Origin of the sequence: Sporocytophaga myxococcoides DSM 11118 (assembly GCF_000426725.1) — a bacterium.
Taxonomy (GTDB): domain Bacteria; phylum Bacteroidota; class Bacteroidia; order Cytophagales; family Cytophagaceae; genus Sporocytophaga; species Sporocytophaga myxococcoides.
The window spans coordinates 119416-135884 of record NZ_AUFX01000006.1 but is presented as its reverse complement, the minus strand read 5'-3'; the positions used below and the strand labels follow the sequence as shown (position 1 = coordinate 135884).

At 34.6% G+C, this 16469-nt stretch carries 16 protein-coding genes; 9 read left to right on the top strand and 7 right to left on the bottom strand.

What is annotated here, in order from left to right; translation table 11 throughout:
* The 3 genes from K350_RS0109130 (at position 1) to K350_RS0109120 (ending at position 1711) form a co-directional block, all read left to right on the top strand.
* Complete coding sequence (locus K350_RS0109130; RefSeq protein ID WP_028979651.1) at positions 1 to 333, top strand: DUF3467 domain-containing protein; 333 nt, start codon at positions 1 to 3, stop codon at positions 331 to 333.
* Positions 334 to 547: 214 nt separating this feature from the next.
* Positions 548 to 1195 (top strand): hypothetical protein, encoded by a 648-nt coding sequence (locus K350_RS0109125; RefSeq protein WP_028979650.1) that lies wholly within the window; start codon positions 548 to 550, stop codon positions 1193 to 1195.
* Between the two features lie 12 nt (positions 1196 to 1207).
* Positions 1208 to 1711, top strand: a complete 504-nt coding sequence (locus K350_RS0109120; RefSeq protein WP_028979649.1) for a PRC-barrel domain-containing protein — start codon at positions 1208 to 1210, stop codon at positions 1709 to 1711.
* Positions 1712 to 1766: 55 nt separating this feature from the next.
* Here the strand turns inward: K350_RS0109120 and K350_RS0109115 are convergent, their stop codons facing one another.
* Both K350_RS0109115 and K350_RS0109110 read right to left on the bottom strand, forming a co-directional pair.
* Complete coding sequence (locus tag K350_RS0109115; protein ID WP_037574881.1) at positions 1767 to 2690, bottom strand: hypothetical protein; 924 nt, start codon at positions 2688 to 2690, stop codon at positions 1767 to 1769.
* Positions 2680 to 3981, bottom strand: a complete 1302-nt coding sequence (locus K350_RS0109110) for a CHASE2 domain-containing protein (protein ID WP_081670944.1) — start codon at positions 3979 to 3981, stop codon at positions 2680 to 2682. The genes K350_RS0109115 and K350_RS0109110 overlap by 11 nt, the downstream gene beginning before the upstream one ends.
* A 96-nt stretch (positions 3982 to 4077) precedes the next feature.
* On the opposite strand from K350_RS0109110, the gene meaB reads away from it, so the two are divergent.
* Genes meaB through K350_RS28075 form a run of 4 tightly spaced genes read left to right on the top strand, consistent with a single transcriptional unit; the run spans position 4078 to position 6633 of the window.
* The gene (meaB, locus tag K350_RS0109105; protein WP_028979646.1) at positions 4078 to 5067 is read left to right on the top strand and encodes a methylmalonyl Co-A mutase-associated GTPase MeaB; all 990 of its coding nucleotides are present in this window, start codon (positions 4078 to 4080) and stop codon (positions 5065 to 5067) included.
* A gap of 55 nt (positions 5068 to 5122) precedes the next feature.
* Positions 5123 to 5839, top strand: a complete 717-nt coding sequence (locus tag K350_RS0109100) for a phenylalanine 4-monooxygenase (protein ID WP_028979645.1) — start codon at positions 5123 to 5125, stop codon at positions 5837 to 5839.
* A gap of 8 nt (positions 5840 to 5847) precedes the next feature.
* Complete coding sequence (locus K350_RS0109095) at positions 5848 to 6408, top strand: acyl-CoA thioesterase (RefSeq protein ID WP_028979644.1); 561 nt, start codon at positions 5848 to 5850, stop codon at positions 6406 to 6408.
* A 15-nt stretch (positions 6409 to 6423) separates the two neighbouring features.
* Positions 6424 to 6633: a TM2 domain-containing protein gene (locus K350_RS28075; protein ID WP_051313005.1), complete on the top strand. Its 210-nt coding sequence runs from the start codon at positions 6424 to 6426 to the stop codon at positions 6631 to 6633.
* Positions 6634 to 6670: 37 nt separating this feature from the next.
* On the opposite strand, the gene K350_RS30960 is transcribed toward K350_RS28075, so the two are convergent.
* The 3 genes from K350_RS30960 to K350_RS28065 form a co-directional block, all read right to left on the bottom strand.
* Positions 6671 to 8980, bottom strand: coding sequence for a PAS domain-containing sensor histidine kinase (locus K350_RS30960; RefSeq protein ID WP_051313004.1), 2310 nt, complete (start codon positions 8978 to 8980; stop codon positions 6671 to 6673).
* Positions 8981 to 9117: 137 nt separating this feature from the next.
* Complete coding sequence (locus tag K350_RS0109080) at positions 9118 to 9696, bottom strand: DUF4230 domain-containing protein (RefSeq protein WP_028979643.1); 579 nt, start codon at positions 9694 to 9696, stop codon at positions 9118 to 9120.
* 33 nt (positions 9697 to 9729) lie between these two features.
* Positions 9730 to 11730, bottom strand: a complete 2001-nt coding sequence (locus K350_RS28065; protein ID WP_051313003.1) for a Na+/H+ antiporter NhaC family protein — start codon at positions 11728 to 11730, stop codon at positions 9730 to 9732.
* A 73-nt stretch (positions 11731 to 11803) separates the two neighbouring features.
* Here K350_RS28065 and K350_RS0109070 point away from each other — a divergent pair, with 73 nt between their 5' ends.
* Complete coding sequence (locus tag K350_RS0109070) at positions 11804 to 12478, top strand: class I SAM-dependent methyltransferase (RefSeq protein ID WP_028979642.1); 675 nt, start codon at positions 11804 to 11806, stop codon at positions 12476 to 12478.
* A gap of 44 nt (positions 12479 to 12522) precedes the next feature.
* Here K350_RS0109070 and mdh read toward each other — a convergent pair whose 3' ends face one another.
* Both mdh and tilS read right to left on the bottom strand, forming a co-directional pair.
* The gene (gene mdh / locus K350_RS0109065; protein ID WP_028979641.1) at positions 12523 to 13461 is read right to left on the bottom strand and encodes a malate dehydrogenase; all 939 of its coding nucleotides are present in this window, start codon (positions 13459 to 13461) and stop codon (positions 12523 to 12525) included.
* A 95-nt stretch (positions 13462 to 13556) separates the two neighbouring features.
* Positions 13557 to 14885: a tRNA lysidine(34) synthetase TilS gene (gene tilS, locus K350_RS0109060; RefSeq protein WP_028979640.1), complete on the bottom strand. Its 1329-nt coding sequence runs from the start codon at positions 14883 to 14885 to the stop codon at positions 13557 to 13559.
* A gap of 48 nt (positions 14886 to 14933) precedes the next feature.
* Here tilS and K350_RS0109055 point away from each other — a divergent pair, with 48 nt between their 5' ends.
* Positions 14934 to 16445: an OstA-like protein gene (locus K350_RS0109055; RefSeq protein WP_028979639.1), complete on the top strand. Its 1512-nt coding sequence runs from the start codon at positions 14934 to 14936 to the stop codon at positions 16443 to 16445.
* The last annotated feature ends 24 nt before the right edge of the window (positions 16446 to 16469 follow it).

The window sequence follows — 16469 nt, the reverse complement described above, 5'->3', positions numbered from 1 at the left end:
ATGGCAGACGACAAAAAGAAAAATCAAAATACTGACCAGAATCAGATTAACATAGAATTAACTGAGGAGATAGCAGAAGGAGTATATTCTAATCTGGCAATGATTGCTCATTCCAACAGTGAGTTTGTTATTGATTTCATCAGACTGATGCCTGGCGTACCTAAGGCAAAAGTAAAAGCTAGAATTGTTATTACTCCAGAGCACGCCAAAAGATTGGTTGTAGCCTTGAAAGAAAACGTTAAAAAGTATGAGGAGGCATTTGGCGAAATTAACAATACAGAAGATTTTCCCAGATTTCCAATGAATTTCGGTGGCACAATGGGGGAAGCCTGAGTTCATTTAATGTGAGAATTAAAAATAATTAATTAAGGTTGTTGTAAATATCTATAAATTAGCTAGATTCGCTTCTCTTTGTTGTGGTTGACATAGAGAATGGATCTTTCAAACAGCAAAAGCTCTCCGGAATTTTCCGGAGAGCTTTTTTTATTGGGTAAACTATCATGAACCAATATTTTTTCTGTCAGGTTTTTTTATATATGAGATTGGGATGAAAGGTACTAATGAAAATAAAAAAAAGTCCTTCTGGCCATGGGTAATTGCTTTAGTTTTTATCCTGGTAGGAGCATGGATGTATATCAAGAAGACCTCAGTAGATGTCAATCAGTCAGGGGAGGCTGAAGAAATTGTTATTTATGAGCCTTTTCCTGTTGATAGCGATAAAGCTGATGTGAATTCTCTTCCGGGAAATTTCAACAAGGAGCAAAGAGTTATTGATTTTCAGGAATTTGTTAATTCTAAAAAAGCGAAAAAATCTATTGGAAAAGATAATGTTGTAACACTGCAGGCAATTGTAAAGATGTCTCAGGCATTAAATGCTATAAGCACAGAAAATAAGCGTAGTCCAGAAATTGTAAGGAGATTAAAAGAGTTTAACGGAAAGGTAAATGATATGATAAAAAATCCTGCTTTGACAGACAATCCAGATGATTTGAAAAAAATATTTACCTCTGCATCCAAAGTTGTGACAGAAATTCAGAAGGAGAATTATCCTACTCTTGATAAGGCATCAAGAGATATAAGTAATATGGCAGGCTCCCTGTCCCCTGACAAATCTGTCGAAGCACAGAAAAATAAAGTTGAAGATTTTTTTGTTGAGGTAGCAGATATTATTGACGATATGGAACAACCATCATAAAGGAGGTGAATAATGGAAGACGAGTTGGAATGGAGAAGAAATTTAGTGCGCTTTAGCAGTTTGAAGCACAGCAATCTGGTAGATGAAGAAGGTTTCCTCGGGTATGAAGTTATTAATGAGAAAAATGAGAGTTTGGGAAACGTATCCGATCTCATTATAGATCCAATTGAAGGAAAGACTAAGTTCATTGATATTTTAACAAACAAAGAATTTAGCCACGGGGGAGGTGAGAGGCATTTATTTATTGCACTTAATCATTGTGAATTTAGTAAATCAAACAATAAGCTTTTCTTGAGAGGAATAGAAAGAGACCTTTTATTAAAATTCCCGATTGTAAAAGGTGGTATAGTAACTTTGGATTATGAGCACACTCTTAGAGAAGTTCTTAGCCCTGAAAGTGCTTTGGAGTCTACAAAAACGGGATATTATAAAGAAATAACGGATGAACCAGGCCTGTTCGATCCTTCACTTCTTGCTCCTAATCCGGATCATTATTTTAGTAGTCCTAATCCTTAGTAGGAATAGTCTAAAAAAGAAGAGGTTGATTTTTAAATCAACCTCTTCTTTTTTATTATTTTTCTGTAAGTTTATGTCGGTCAAGGAACTTACCATATGCAATCTTGTATTCTTCAATATCTGGAGCAAGTTTTAGGGCTGTTTCATAACATTCCAGAGCATTCAATAATAGGTTTTGATCCTCATAAAAAGTCGCCAGAATTATTTTATTTAAAGCTGTTTCTTCATTAAGATTGGCTCTCAGTTCATCAGCTTCTTTGCTTACTTTGGTTGCTTTATCCTCTGGAAGATATTTGAAGGAATATCCTTCAAATTTTGCAAAATGTTCGGAACCTTTTGTTTCAATCTGATATCCATATACCTTATCTTTTTGAATATTCAATTTGCTGAAATCAAGGATTGCAAAGTTATTTTCAACCTCAATAGTGTATACTGGCTCATCAAAAAGGTTTTTCACAGTGACTGCATAACTTTTCGCACCGGCAACAGGCTTCCATTTTAAAAGAACTGGCAATCCTATTACGAAAGATTCTTTTGGTGCAAGTACTTTAATTGATGGTACATCTCTTTCAACTGATCCTGTAACATCCATATATTTATGTCTGTTAGAAGCCATATTCTCGGAGCCACCGCTTGAGATTTCGCTTGTAACATAATCAACATATTTTTTTGTTATGGAGCTATTCTGAGCAGCAACTTCACTATTCAGTTTGGCAACTTCGTATACACCAGCCTTTTTTATTTCGATGGTTTTTCCACTTTTATGAACGAGACCGATGTATCCATTTTCATCGATAGAAAGTTTATCATCTTTTAATAACTTTTTGCCTGGAGTAACGGCTTTCCAATCACTTGATCCTGATGTTGCATATTTGTTTGTCCCTTTAGTGGCTAATACAGTGAATAGATTATCCTGGGAAAATACAGTTGTAGAAATAAAAATTAATAAGCAAATAATTTGTAAAGCTTTAGTTCTCATAAGCTTGTCCTTTTTTGTATATATGTAAATTTAGCAAATGTTTTTTGTATTTGTTTATTACAGGCATTAAAACGCTGTAATATAATTCAGTCATGTTCCCAGTCAAGAATAGTGCCACTGTAGCCAAGGTAAAATCGATCTTATAGTTAAATCGATGAAATATCATAATTACCATGAAGATCATTAATAAAGCCTCGAATAAAGTGAGAAAGAGACTAGCCCCATCAAACCAATGGCCTAGTTTCAGAAATAGGTAAGAAAATAAGGCAATATTAAAAAAGATGATTATAAAGTTTGTCACAAGGGTGAAGAGCCATCCTGCATTATTGATATAATTACCTTTTAAAATCATGGATATCTTATTGGCGTGGATAACCACTCCATACATATCAGGATTGGCTTTTCCTATATAATTAATATTTAAAGGAGTAAAAAAGCGATCCTCCCAGGTAACTTTGTCAAAATTAGGCCCCAGATATCCCATGAGTACAATTTTATCTTTTATATTAGATAAATCCTCTATTTCGAATATCTGAGACACATCATATGCAAAATATTTAATCATTGTATTGTCATTTAAATCACCTCCCATTTCAACGTTTCCCCCAAAATTAATAACCTCAACCGTATCTTTCCGTTCCAATAAAGTATTTACAGCTGCAGGGTTAATATAACCGGCCAACTTTGCGGCAAAATCAAGTTCTATAGTATCGATTTGTCTTTCAAAGTACATTTTATTGTCAGGTCCATAATGTCTTACTTTCTTTCTGTAGACTTCATATTTACTGAATTCCCTTGATGTTTTAAATTTATCATATCCCTCAGAGATCATATTAGACATGCCTGTTTCAGCATATTGACAGAACATAGGATGACTTGTTTCAAGACTATCACAAATGTTACCTTCGCATTTGCTTACCTTACTAACAAGGACAAGGTTTTTGACTTTTGAAAAAGCATCTGCAAGCAAAGAATCACCTTCTCTATCTTTAGGCTTCCTGAAAAAGGCATCTATACCAATTACTCTGGGATTGAATGCATTGATTTTATTAACCATCTCTGCAATACCTGCTCTAGGGAGGTCGCCTATGTTCACTATTACAATATTGGTATCAGCTTTTTCACCTTCTTTAAATTGAGAAAAGTAAAGGTCAGTTATCTGAAAATCCCCAAATGTTTTAGACACCGGGTTTAATACATCTGAATTGATTTCTATCTGAGATAGGATCCAGAGGACTATCATAGTAAAAATGGTGGCACCTATAGAGTCTCGTAAAATCTTCCTTTTCATAAAGTGAAGTGGAATTTCAATGGATACATTTAGTAAAAATAACTTTTTTCCTGATTTTAAATTGGAATATTTTTAGTCAGTAATTTATTTGCAGGCATGTCTCAAAGAAAAAACCGACTAGAACTTAAGTCGTATTACGATGGAATTTTAAATGGGGATAGATTAATTCTTTCAAAAGCTATTACTCTAATAGAAAGTTCATTACCAGAGGACCAGGAAATGGCAGATCTCCTTATTCAGAAAATATTACCACATTCTGGAAATTCCTTGAGATTGGGAATAACAGGAGTGCCGGGGGCAGGTAAAAGTGCTTTTATCGAAAGCTTAGGCAGCATGCTTGTAAATACAGGCATGAAAATAGCTGTTCTTCCAATTGATCCTTCTAGCAGATATAGCAAAGGAAGCATTTTAGGTGATAAAACAAGAATGGAAAAACTTTCTTCTCATTCAAATGCTTTTATCAGACCTTCTGCATCTGGCGGTGTTCTTGGGGGAGTAACATCCCGAACCCAGGAAGTTATTCTGCTTTGTGAAGCTGCGGGATTTAATTTAATCTTTATTGAAACTGTTGGTGTAGGGCAATCTGAAGTAAAGATTTCTGAATTGACAGATCTGGTATTACTTCTTTTAGTGGCAGGCACTGGAGATGAACTTCAGACATTAAAAAAAGGGATTATGGAGGTAGCGGATGTTTTTATCATTTCAAAAACCGATGGTGACAATATGGAAAGAGCCTTGGAATATGCAAATGGAATAAAACAAAGTCTTAGTTATTTTTCTAAGGATTCCGTAAAGGTATTCAATTGTTCTGCAGAGACTCAATATGGGCTTGCTGAGCTTTGGGATTATTTAAAAAAAGCTGAAAGTATCAGTAGATATAATGGAAGTATAGATCAAAAAAGACAGCAACAAAATTATTTCTGGTTGGTTGGAATAATTGATCAGATGCTTCATAATGAATTTTACAAAAATGAAGAGGTTCAAAACAACTTCTTAACAATGAAAGATTCCGTAATGAGGGGAGAGGTATCAGCTCAGGAAGCGGCTAAGCAGTTATTTAATATTTTTAAGGGAAAAGGACATTAAAGAATATATTTTGATATTTTTACAACGCCAGGATATTAATTTAAATTGAAAAAGGATGGTTAAACAAACTTACAGCTACACAGATCAGGAACAAATAATCTGGACAACTCTTTACAGCAGAATTATTCAATTCTTGCCTGAGACTGCCGATGAAATGGTTTTGCAAGGAATCAAAAGAATAGGCTTTCCAGCAGATCATATTCCCGATTTTGAAGATCTGAATAAAAAAATAAAAACCTTTTCAGACTGGGAAATTGTGCCTTTGGAAAATATGGTTGAGGACAAAGAGTTTATCGGTATGCTTGCCAGCAAAAAATATCCTTGCAGAACATGGATAAGAAGTGCTGAGCAAATGGAGCATGAAGAAGATGTCTATGATATTTTTCATGATGTTATAGGGCATACCCCACTTTTAACCATTCCATCATATTGCGAATACCTGACAGGGCTTGGTAAACTTGCACTTGAATACCTAGAAAACGATAGTGCTATAGCTTTGCTTAAAAGAGTCTACTGGCATTCGATTCAGTTTGGCATTAAAGCTACAGACCAAAATCTGACGATCTATGGAGCGCATTTGCTGTCTTCCGGTAGTGAAACTGCATATTCACTTAGCGCTGGCGTTCCAAAATATGATTTCAATGTTGCCAAAATGATGGAAACTCCATACATCAAAAACAGATTTCAAGAGAAATATTTTGTAATTAATAATTATGAAGAGCTGTTCAATAGTTTGGATCTGGTGAAAAAGGAATTGAAGAATAGAATATAATTTATTGAATGGATACCTCTTTGTTTAAGCCTGTACGTTTTTCACAGACTACAATTACAGAATTAATGATTCCCTCCTATGCGAATTTCGGAGGTAAAATACATGGGGGAATTCTTCTTTCCCTCATGGATAAAGTTGCATACGCATGTGCAGCTAAGCATTCAGGGGCATATTGTGTAACAGTTGCAGTTGATAATGTGGAGTTTTTGCAACCAGTAGAAGTAGGGGATCTGGTATCTTTACATGCATCGGTTAATTATGTCGGTAATACTTCATTAATTATTGGCATAAAAGTGATTGCAGAAAATGTCACAATTGGAAGTGTTAAACATACAAATACTTCTTATTTTACAATGGTTGCCAAAACCCTTGAAGGAAAGCTACAGGAAATACCAGGTTTGGTGCTTGAAACAAGAGAAGAAGTCAGACGATATCTTGAGGCAATTAAAAGAAAAGAACTGAAATTTCAGTATAAGGAACAGCTTAATAATGAAAAGTCAAATTTGGCTATTGATGAAGAGTTGTATAAGCTGGAAAAAGAAAGATGTGTGCTGAAACTTAATATTTGACGAGAAATCAACTACATGGATACAGTGACAAAAGAACCGCCAAAGAAAAGTATTCTTTTACTTGTTTCTTTCTTTTTTGGATGGTTTGGAATTGACCGATTGATGTTAGGCTATAAAAATTGGTGGCTGAAGCTTCTGACTTTTGCAGGCTTTGGCCTCTGGTGGCTTGCAGATCTTGTTATGATTATATTTTCTAAACTTAAACCAGTCAACAGGGAATTGTAGGATCAGGAATTTTAGGTTTTAATTCTTCAACAGATGATTAATTAGCTTTATATGGGAAGAATATTTTAAACTCTGTTCCTTTTCCTTTCTCACTGAATGCTTCAATTTTTCCACCCGCATTTTCTATTATTCTTTTAACTATATACAATCCAACACCGGACCCATCAACATGGTCATGCAGCCGTTTGAACATGCCAAAGATTTTTCCTTTGTCTTTTTCCTCAAAACCAAGTCCATTGTCTTTAATTGAGATCACTGCAAAATTTCCTTCTATCCATGATTTTATAAAAATTTCAGGTTTCCTCTCAGCCGATTGATATTTAATCGCATTACTGATGAGATTAAATAAAATGCTTTTAAAGTTTTTTCTGCTGAAAGAAATTCTTTTACACTGGCTGAAGTCTGCATCTATGATTGCTTCAGAACCAACTATCATTTCCAAAAGAGTAAATTTTATATCTTCAAGGAAATCTTCAAATTCAACAATGGTTTCGTCTTCATTAAAGTTCTTCTGAATTTTTGAAATTTCTGTTAAGTCTTTAATGGTTTCCTTGAATCTTAAAATACTAACTTTCATCAATCCGATGATAAATTTAATATCATCGTTTTCCGCATCAATTTGAAGGTCAAGAGAGGCAATAAGACCTTCTATATTTGAAATCGGCGCTTTAAGATCATGGGAAGCTGTATAAACAAAGTTGTCAAGGTCAGTATTGATTTTTTCTAACGCTACATTTTTTTTGATAAGTTCTTCAGTTCTTTCTCTCACTCTTGCTTCCAGAAGATTATTATTATCTATAAGTTCTTCCTGAGCTTTTTTCAGATCATCATTTGCCTTCTGGATTTCTTCCTCCGCTTTTTTCCGATCAGTAATATCCTGGGCAATTCCATGAATACGCAGAACTTCCCGTTTCTCATTAAAAACAGGTTTAGCTTTAATATAAATGTATCTGTCTTGTCCATTTTTCATGACCTTTTGCTCAAATGTCACAGGGATCCCTGTTTTTAAGAGGCTTTTGGCACGTTCATCAAAAATAGTCCAGTCGTCTAATGCTACTTTATTTTTAACATCATTAAAGCTTATTGAAATTTGCATAGGGTCAAACCCCAGCATCTTGTATAATTCGTCAGAGAATGAAATTTCATTGGTAATAAGATCCCATTCCCAATTTCCAAGGCAAGCAAGTTCTTGTGCTTCGAGTAAAAGGGATTTACTTTTCCTCACCTTTTCCTGTGCTTTTTTCTGTTCTGTAATGTCCTGAACGATTCCTAAAATAAGGACAGGCAAACCATCCTCATCTCTCCGAAATACAGTTTCCCTTTTATTCATCCATCTCCATTCTCCATTTTTATTAAGAAAACGACACTCCGATTCGAGTATTTGGTCTTTCGCTTGTTCTGAAAACATGTCTACCCAATTTTCAATATTGATTTGATTTTTTGAGTGTATCAATGCTTTAATCTGAACAGCAGACATTTCTCGGACTTCCTCTGGGGTATAACCTAGCACCTCTGTAATGGCCTTATTAACATAGACTATTTTTCTATATCGGGTATCAAAAACATAGAGAACATTTGGAGTCGAATCTGCAATCTGGTTAATAAGTTCTCTGGTTTCCTTTAATTTATCTTCAGCTTTTTGAAGGGTGACATCATCATTGTGCAGAATGCCACTTGCAATATGATTACCTGATAAATCTTTGATTGGAAAAATACCATTCAAGACTTTAACTTCATCTTTGTTATCTTTCTTTTTGATTTTTTTGTTTTTGGATGCAATCACATTTTCCACCAGTTCCTGCTGCATTCTTTCCGGGATAAGGAGAATTAAGGAGTTTCCTATTACTTCCTGTTCCTGATATCCAAAAAGCCTTTCTGCCTGTTTATTCCAATGGGTTATTTTTCCTTCTTTGTTTATGGATAAACAAGCATCAATTTCTTCTTCTGATTTATTTTGTTGAGGTTTTCTTCTGAATATGTCATTCTCAATAAGATAAAAAGCATCTTGAAGATAAATGAGTAATGTGGAAATGACTTCTGAGTCAGAGGTATATTGACAAATAAATTTAATTAGCAATTTTTTGTATCTTAAAACAAACTCTTCTGTCTCAGATACAGTGAGTCCAGACTTTATCAGTAAATCAATAGTATTTTTAATAAGGAAATCGTCTCCCTCACATTTAATAGCTTTAAATAAAAGAATCAATTGTGTAAGAAGCCTTTTTTGGTCATAGGATTTGTTTAAAAAATAATCTTTTATCTCATTATTTCCCTTTTCCAAAAACTGACTTTTGATAAAGTTTAAAAAATAGCTGAATGTAATTGGTTGGACTAGTTCTTCTTTCATTTCAACTGTTAGCTAAGTCAAAATTTTATTTAATTCAAGGGAAAACAATTATCCCCTTAAATTGTTATGAATGTGGACTATTTTAACCCATTTTGTGGAAAAGTTCTGATGTTTCTGAATAAAAAAAGCTATTTGATTTAAAAACTTAACTCTACGTCTTTTTCAGAAATTTTTTCCAACAAAGGTTTAAGGATCAATTTTGCATTTTCTTTTGTCTGATCCATAATCTTCATCTGCAGTGCGGTTTTTTGCAAATGAGTTTCAGCTTCTTTATAGGCTGCATCGATTAATTCTGATTCCTGAAAAAGCCCTTTTTCTATACTGTAAACTTTGGAGTCAGAATGATTAATTTTGAAATAACAAAGCTCTGGCTGTGGCAAACGAATCGAAACTTTGTTTTCTGAAAATTTTATATCTGTCGAATCGATTAGTGTAAGATCAATGCAACCTACAACTTCTCCACTTGCTATTAAAACTGCTTTAGGATCAGGTAGATACCATGGATTTTTCACCTCGTGTTCCACTATATCTTTTAAATAATATTTTACTACTTCCAGTTTTCCTAAACTTATTATTCTTTCCTGTATGAGATGGTGGGAAGAAACTGTCTTTATCTCATTACTTTCCTCTTCATTTTTAAAATTAGTTTTATAAATGATAAAACCAAATAAAAGGACTAAAAACCAGGGAAATATATAAATTAATATCTTTTTCATACAAGTAGATTCCAGCTTTACTAAAGATAGAATTTATTCTACTCTTTTTCCTGAAAATTTTACAATTAATATGATTAGGACTGTCCCAAGTCCCAGATTAAAAAACCAGTGAAAATTTATAAGGCTGAAAAAAAAGACCAGAATACTAATTAAAGCAATTGTTGCTGCATAAGGTAATTGGGTCTTAATATGTTGAATATGATTGCAGTCGGAGGCTATTGAACTCATAATTGTCGAGTCCGAAACAGGAGAACAATGAATGCCAAATACAGAACCACTTAAAATTGTTGAAATTACATTATAGGTAACGCTTTCTGTATCAGACATTGATAGTCCGGAAGATGCCGAAATCATCCAGCTCACAGGCACCAGCAATGGGTATAAGATTGCCATGGCTCCCCAAACTGAACCTGTAGAAAATGCAAAAGTTGCGGCTAGCAGAAAACTAACAATGGGAAGAAGACTAGGCTTAATATTTCCGGTGATTACTGAGGAAAGGTATTCTGTTGCATGGAGGTCTTCTGTGATTTCTGCAAGTGACCAGGAAAAAATCAGAATTATAATAGCTGATAACATAACCCGAAAACCATGAATCATGATTTCTGTAGTTCTTTTTAAGGATAAATTTTTATGTAATAAGGTTAATAGAAAGGCAGTCAAAAGGCTTGAGAATGAAGACCAAAGTAGTGCAATATAAAAGTCTCCATTACCAAACAATTCCCCAAGTTTTGGAAAAAAGCTTATATTTTTGTTATCAAAGTCATACAAATGTTTCCAAACAGTTGAGAGATTTTGACTGGTTATAGGGATACCTTTTCCAAGCATTTTCTGATAGATGTTTTCCGTCCCTGTTATAATTAATCCTGCAATAGCTGTGAAGAAAAGTACTATTAACGGAAATGCGGCATTAATCCATTTGCCTCCGTTTTGGGACTCGGGATGTAAAATTTCCACAATATCTCTCTCTATATTTTTTTCAATGGATATATCATTTTGTTCATTTTTAATGCCTGCGCTTCGAGCACTGACCTCTGCAACTGCCATTTTGTTGAAATCTTTTTTAGATACTATTAATACAAAAGTTAGTATCAACATAAAGATTGGATAATAGGCATATTGGAGTGATTTAAAAAAAATGGAAAATGCAGAATTACCTAATCTGAGGTAAGATGCCGCATCATGGACATAAACCATTTCAGCTCCGGTCCAGGTTGTAAAAAAGGCCAGTGAGGCAGCAGAGGCGGCAGTTGTACTTACAATAAATGCCAGTTTCTCTCGTGAAACTTTATACTTATCCGTTATTGGTCTCATTGTATTTCCTACTATGAGAATATTGACATAATTGTCAAAGAAAATGGATAGACTAAGAAAAAGCGTGGTAAGCTGCGCACTTCTTGAAGAGTGAGCAATACCTGAAATTTTATTTACTAGTCCTGTGAGGCCCCCATTTTTGGCAATGAGAGCAATCATTCCTCCAACCATAAATGCAAAAGAGATAAGGGAAAGGTGTTTACTGTCTCTCAAAACTTCTAAGATGTATGAGTCTATGACCCTTAAAAAAGCTGGAATAACATTTGAAAATTCAAAACCTATTAATAATAATACACCTACAAAAACACTTAAAAATAGAGATGTAATGACTTCATGAAAAATTAATGACAAAGCAATTGCCAGCAATGGAGGAATAATACTCAGCCAATCAGGCAAATGTCTTATTTTAATGTTGTATAATGTTGTCTGATCCTGAGGTTTAAAAATAATTTCACTGGATTCAAATAAGGTGGTGGTATACAGAGCCTTACCTTTAATGAATTCCAACACTTTAAGCTCTTTGTCGATATAAAATCCGGTTTTTCCGTTAAAGGTAGAGTCAGGAGTCCCTTTATTGTTTAATCTGACTATTTGAATTTCAGCAAATTCATCACCGATTATATAATTGGGAGCAGAAAACTTATAATCCGTTTTTGCGTAAACTTCGGAAGTTATAGGAGGGAGGATATAAAAAGAAACTATAAGAAGAAATAATCCTCTCATAATTATCAGGTTTTTATTAAAATAATAGTCCCGCAATGTATCCTATTTTTTTAATAAACCGTTTTAGAACACAATGGTTAGCAATAATATGTCTTTTTTGTCAGAGGAAATAATGAATGATAGAAATATCAATTATTACAATAGGTTGGGAGTCAATACTCTTAAAGAACTTGCAGTAAAAGGTGGATTTGCGGATTACCCAGACCTTTGGATGGTAAACTCAAGTCTTAAAAATGCCAAGGCTATTCTGGAAATAGGCGCAGGATATGGTAGATGTGTTGATTTTCTGATGAAAAATAAATTTCAGGGACAAATTATTGCCCTTGAGAAGAGCCCGGTTTTATTTGATTATCTGACTGAAACATACAAAAATGTGGAGGTTGTTTTTGGTGACATTAAAACTTATTCCATGGAAGGAAAGGTTGATGTGGCGTTGTGGATGTGGTCCGGTATTATAGACTTTTCATTGGAGGAACAAAAAAATTGTATACAAAAGGTAGAAGGTTTTCTCAATAAAGGTGGAAAGTTGGTAATTGATGTACCTAAAATTGGTTTCCAGACTTTTGCTCAGCATTTGGACAAACAAAGACTTCATATTTCAAATGAATATGGTACTTTGGATTGCTACATCCCTTCATTTGTAGAAGTTGAAAAAATAGGAAAGGAAGCCGGTTTCAATGGGGCGGAAGAAATTCATTATAAGACCACAACACTAAAAGAACGAACGATTTATATTCTTACTAAATAAAAAAACCCGGTTTAAGCCGGGTTTTTTATTTAATGCATGTTGTATTAAGCTTTTGCAGGCATGTTATCTAACACGTTCATAACTTCTTTTACGTGTTTTCTTGAAGTCTGAAGTAACTCCATTTCTTCACTATTCAATTTAAGTTCGATTACTTTTTCGATACCATTTTTACCTAAAACTGCAGGAACACCAAGGTAGCAGTCATTAATACCGTATTCACCTTCAAGTTTGATACATACAGGAAGAATTCTTCTCTGATCTTTCACTATTGCCTCAACCATTTGTGCAGCTGCAGAACCTGGAGCATACCATGCAGATGTTCCCATCAGTTTCACAAGCTCTCCACCACCGTTTTTAGTTCTTTCGATGATAGCATCCAGTTTGTCTTTGGCAACAAGTTCAGTAACCGGGATACCACCAACAGTAGTATATCTAGGAAGCGGAACCATAGTATCTCCGTGACCACCAAGAAGCATTCCTTGAATTTCTTTTGGAGAACATTTGATCTCATCTGCGAGGAATGCTCTATATCTAGCAGTATCAAGGATACCAGCCATACCTATCACTTTGTTTCTTGGAAGTTTTGAAGCAAGGTGTGCGCAATATGTCATTACGTCCAAAGGATTTGAAACGACAATGATTATCGCATTCGGAGAGTATTTTACAACGTTTTCTGTAACAGACTGAACGATGCCAGCATTGGTAGAAATAAGATCATCTCTCGTCATACCAGGTTTTCTTGGAAGACCCGAGGTGATTACTACCACTTCCGAACCAGCAGTTCTGGAGTAGTCGTTAGTTACACCAACTGTTTTCGAATCGTAAACATTGATCGGTGCTTTCTGCCAAATATCAAGCGCTTTACCTTCTGCGAAACCTTCTTTAATATCAAGAAGAACGATTTCATTTGCAATCTCACGATATGCTAAAACATCGGCACAGGTTGCTCCAACGTTACCTGCTCCTACTACTGTTACTTTCATAGTAAAATATGATTTTTTAGTTAATGATTATAAACTAGGAGTGTAAATTTATCCAAAGTATGTCAAAATTAAAATGTTTTTTACCAAAAATGACCTCAGGAAGGAGGATTAACGGTGATTTTTAAAGCAGTTTTAGAATTTGATGTAATTTTAAATCTGTCATCAATTCTCATTCCTACAATCCAGGCGATCTTTTCATCACTGATTATAACCAAAGTATTGTTTTTTATTAGCAAGGGCGTTTTTTGGTCAATCAAAAAATCACTCACTTTTTTAAAGTTTTTCATTCCCAGAGGAATAAATCTATCTCCAGGTAACCAGTTTCTAACTATAAGCGGGAATTTCAAAGCAGACCAATCAAGGTGAGCTGTAAACCTATCTGAATGGACAACAAACTCATCTGTAGTAATTTTGTTCATCGAAAATGAAAGATTTCTGAAAGTGAAATTATTCAGGTCTTCGCTTATTTTACATTCCTCAGCAGGATTTGTGTTATTTATATACCTCAGCAACAATGATTGCCGGTCTACATTCAAAACATGTGTTTTGGAATAATACAGACTTCCGGTAGTCCTGGTATTTAAAATATTTACAGAATCCTTATAGGTAAAACCGAATTCATTCAGAAGTTCGGTTAAAACAATGGCTGGTTCCGGTTCTGAAAGAACAATATTCAGGTTAATTCTTATCTCTGGTCCATCGGAAGAAAGAGCCCTGGATTTAATTTCACTAATCTTGGATTTGAAGAAGTTTGCAACAGCACGTATTTTTTCAGTACTTTCATACGCCGTCTGTTCAAGACTAGGATTGATTTCTTTTAGAACCGGAATTACTTTATGTCTGATAAGATTTCTATAGTATTTTGTAGAGGCATTTGAAATATCTTCTCTCCATTCAAGATTATTTTCCAGAACAAAACGATCTATTTCCTCCCTTTGGCAAAAAAGAAGTGGTCTGATTATTTCTCCATTGCGGGGTTGTATTCCCTGCAATCCAGCATATCCGGTGCCTCTTGTAAGGTTAAGTAATATTGTTTCAAACACATCATTCAAATGGTGAGCAGTGGCAATAGAATCGAAACCATTTTCAGAAGCAAGTTTTCTAAACCAGGTATATCTCAAATCTCTTGCAGCCATTTGAATGCTAATTCTGTTATCTTTGGCGAATGTTTCCGTTTTAAATCGTTGGGAAAAAAATGGAACCTTATAGTGAGTTGCAAGTTTTCTGACAAACTGTTCATCCAGATCTGAGTCTAATCCTCTTAACTGGAAGTTGCAGTGTGCTATTCCAAAGTTAATTCCGGCCAAATGTAAAAGTTCACACATGGTCACACTGTCTTTACCTCCGCTTACAGCAGCCAAAACATATGCGGATTCGGAGACAAGCTGATGTTCGGAGATAAATTGGAGGAATCTTTGTAACATATTAGAAAAATTGCTTTTTTGATTAATTTTGGTGAGATAAATATACAAATGAGATATTGCTTATATCTGTTTTTTCTGCTGGTTTTTATTCCCGATCTGGTAAATGCCCAGGGAAAAATAGACCTAGTCCAGGCCAAAGAACTGGAAGGTATTACAGTTAATGGAGTTAACATTAGGAGATTAAAAGGGGATGTGATTTTTAAACAACAGGGAACATACCTCTATTGCGACTCTGCCTATCAGAATCCCAAAAATAACTCTATTGAGGCTTTCGGAAATGTTCGAATGAATCAGGGTGACACAGTTAATCTTACCTGTCGAAATCTTCTTTATGAAGGGAATACCAAAAAGACTATTGCTAAAAGGAATGTTGTGCTGAAAGATAAGACAATGACTCTTTTTACAGATGTTCTTCATTATGATGTTTCTGCAAGAAGGGCCTTTTATCCAAATGGCGGGACCATTAAAGATGAGAAAAGTACACTTACAAGTAGAGAAGGGTATTATAATCTAGGAGAGAAAATATTTAATTTCCGGAAAGATGTACGGGTTGTAAACCCATCTCAGAATTTTGTACTTACTACTGATAGCCTTGACTATAACTCCTATACCAATATTGCCTATTTCAAAGGTCCCACTAAAATCATTTCTCCTGATGGTGTTGTGGTTACAACAGAAGGTGAATATAATATTATGAGCAAGGTTACTGCGACGAAAGAGCGATCTAATGTACAGTCAGGTAATTTCGACATAGAGGCTGATAACCTGGATTACGACGAAAGAAAAGGTAATGGAATTGCCAGAGGAAATGTAATTTTAAAAAGCCCAAAGGACAGTGTACTTATACTTGGAGAAAGGGCAAATTACTGGAGTAAAAGAGGAACCTCTAAAGTGTTTGGAAACCCGGTAATGAAAAATTATTCTGGAGGTGATACCTTGTTTCTTTCAGCTGATACTTTAATATCCTTGGATTATCCTGAGAAAAATATTAAAAAACTGATCGCGTATAAGCATACCAAAATCTTCCGTCATGATCTTCAAGGTAAATGTGATTCATTAGTATATGATTTTGCAGATTCTACGATTTATTTTTTTGGGGATCCTGTATTATGGAGTGAAAAAAATCAGATTGTAGCAGACTCCATTAATATTCTCTTGGTAAATAATAAAGTTTCAAAGATGAATATGAAGGTTAATGCATTTATGGCCTCTATTGACAGTCTTGAAAATTATAATCAGGTAAAAGGTAAGAAAATGGTGGCTCACTTTCTGGAAAATAAAATCCAAAAAGTGGATGTGAATGGAAATGGAGAAAGTTTGTATTTCGCTCTGGAAGGAGACACGGTTTTAATAGGAATGAATAAAGTAGTTTGTAGTGATCTGGTCGTTAGATTTAAAGAAGCTAAGGTGAATACCATATCTTTTATTAAAAGTCCTGACGCGAAGTTTATTCCTCCCCATGAGATATTGGAGCCGGAAACCAGGTTAAAAGGGTTTGTCTGGAGAGGTAAAGAGAGACCATCCAAAAAGGATGTTTTAGGTGTACGGTATGTCAATTAGTGAGATAAATTCGTTATATCCAAA

What these genes read in the sequence shown, in the direction of transcription:
- K350_RS0109130 (WP_028979651.1), top strand. Translation starts at nt 1, where the DNA reads ATGGCAGACGACAAAAAGAAAAATCAAAATACTGACCAGAATCAGATT.
- K350_RS0109095 (WP_028979644.1), top strand. Translation starts at nt 5,848, where the DNA reads ATGGATACCTCTTTGTTTAAGCCTGTACGTTTTTCACAGACTACAATT.
- K350_RS28065 (WP_051313003.1), bottom strand. Translation starts at nt 11,730, where the DNA reads ATGAGAGGATTATTTCTTCTTATAGTTTCTTTTTATATCCTCCCTCCT.
- K350_RS0109115 (WP_037574881.1), bottom strand. Translation starts at nt 2,690, where the DNA reads ATGAGAACTAAAGCTTTACAAATTATTTGCTTATTAATTTTTATTTCT.
- meaB (WP_028979646.1), top strand. Translation starts at nt 4,078, where the DNA reads ATGTCTCAAAGAAAAAACCGACTAGAACTTAAGTCGTATTACGATGGA.
- K350_RS0109125 (WP_028979650.1), top strand. Translation starts at nt 548, where the DNA reads ATGAAAGGTACTAATGAAAATAAAAAAAAGTCCTTCTGGCCATGGGTA.
- K350_RS0109080 (WP_028979643.1), bottom strand. Translation starts at nt 9,696, where the DNA reads ATGAAAAAGATATTAATTTATATATTTCCCTGGTTTTTAGTCCTTTTA.
- K350_RS0109070 (WP_028979642.1), top strand. Translation starts at nt 11,804, where the DNA reads ATGGTTAGCAATAATATGTCTTTTTTGTCAGAGGAAATAATGAATGAT.
- K350_RS0109055 (WP_028979639.1), top strand. Translation starts at nt 14,934, where the DNA reads ATGAGATATTGCTTATATCTGTTTTTTCTGCTGGTTTTTATTCCCGAT.
- mdh (WP_028979641.1), bottom strand. Translation starts at nt 13,461, where the DNA reads ATGAAAGTAACAGTAGTAGGAGCAGGTAACGTTGGAGCAACCTGTGCC.
- K350_RS28075 (WP_051313005.1), top strand. Translation starts at nt 6,424, where the DNA reads ATGGATACAGTGACAAAAGAACCGCCAAAGAAAAGTATTCTTTTACTT.
- tilS (WP_028979640.1), bottom strand. Translation starts at nt 14,885, where the DNA reads ATGTTACAAAGATTCCTCCAATTTATCTCCGAACATCAGCTTGTCTCC.
- K350_RS30960 (WP_051313004.1), bottom strand. Translation starts at nt 8,980, where the DNA reads ATGAAAGAAGAACTAGTCCAACCAATTACATTCAGCTATTTTTTAAAC.
- K350_RS0109120 (WP_028979649.1), top strand. Translation starts at nt 1,208, where the DNA reads ATGGAAGACGAGTTGGAATGGAGAAGAAATTTAGTGCGCTTTAGCAGT.
- K350_RS0109100 (WP_028979645.1), top strand. Translation starts at nt 5,123, where the DNA reads ATGGTTAAACAAACTTACAGCTACACAGATCAGGAACAAATAATCTGG.
- K350_RS0109110 (WP_081670944.1), bottom strand. Translation starts at nt 3,981, where the DNA reads ATGAAAAGGAAGATTTTACGAGACTCTATAGGTGCCACCATTTTTACT.